We start from the raw sequence: 347 nt of genomic DNA, 5'->3' as shown, positions 1-347 counted from the left end.
TCCATAAATGTAAAGGTTGATTAAAATTGGAGTTAAAAAACAAACGATACATTTGAGTTATAGTGCTAACATTCCAATGATTTATGTTTTGATTCATGCCAGATTCAGCAAACATAAGATTCATGTTAGTTACTTGAGACAAATCTGGGGCATCTGTTGCTGTTATGTTTAAGTTTTTGCAGCCCCAAAAAGCTTTTTCCATAGAGGCCCAAGGGTTTATCCCCCATTGCTCTACAGTTTGAATTTTGTCTTTATCTCCTGTATTGTTAAAATAGATTCTAGGAAATGTACCGATAATACGGATAGTATGCACACCTGCACTTGCATATAAATGTGATGGAGAATCA

Annotated in this window: 1 protein-coding gene; it reads right to left on the bottom strand. The window is 34.6% G+C overall.

All coding sequences use genetic code 11. The features are described from left to right. Positions 1-347 (bottom strand): BspA family leucine-rich repeat surface protein (locus M3P09_RS17230; RefSeq protein WP_249974064.1); only part of this gene is annotated, 347 nt, incomplete at both ends.

Source organism: Jejuia spongiicola (assembly GCF_023502325.1).
GTDB classification, from domain to species: domain Bacteria; phylum Bacteroidota; class Bacteroidia; order Flavobacteriales; family Flavobacteriaceae; genus Wocania_A; species Wocania_A spongiicola.
Note: the sequence above shows the minus strand (reverse complement) of the source record. Positions and strands in the feature narration are given on the sequence as shown.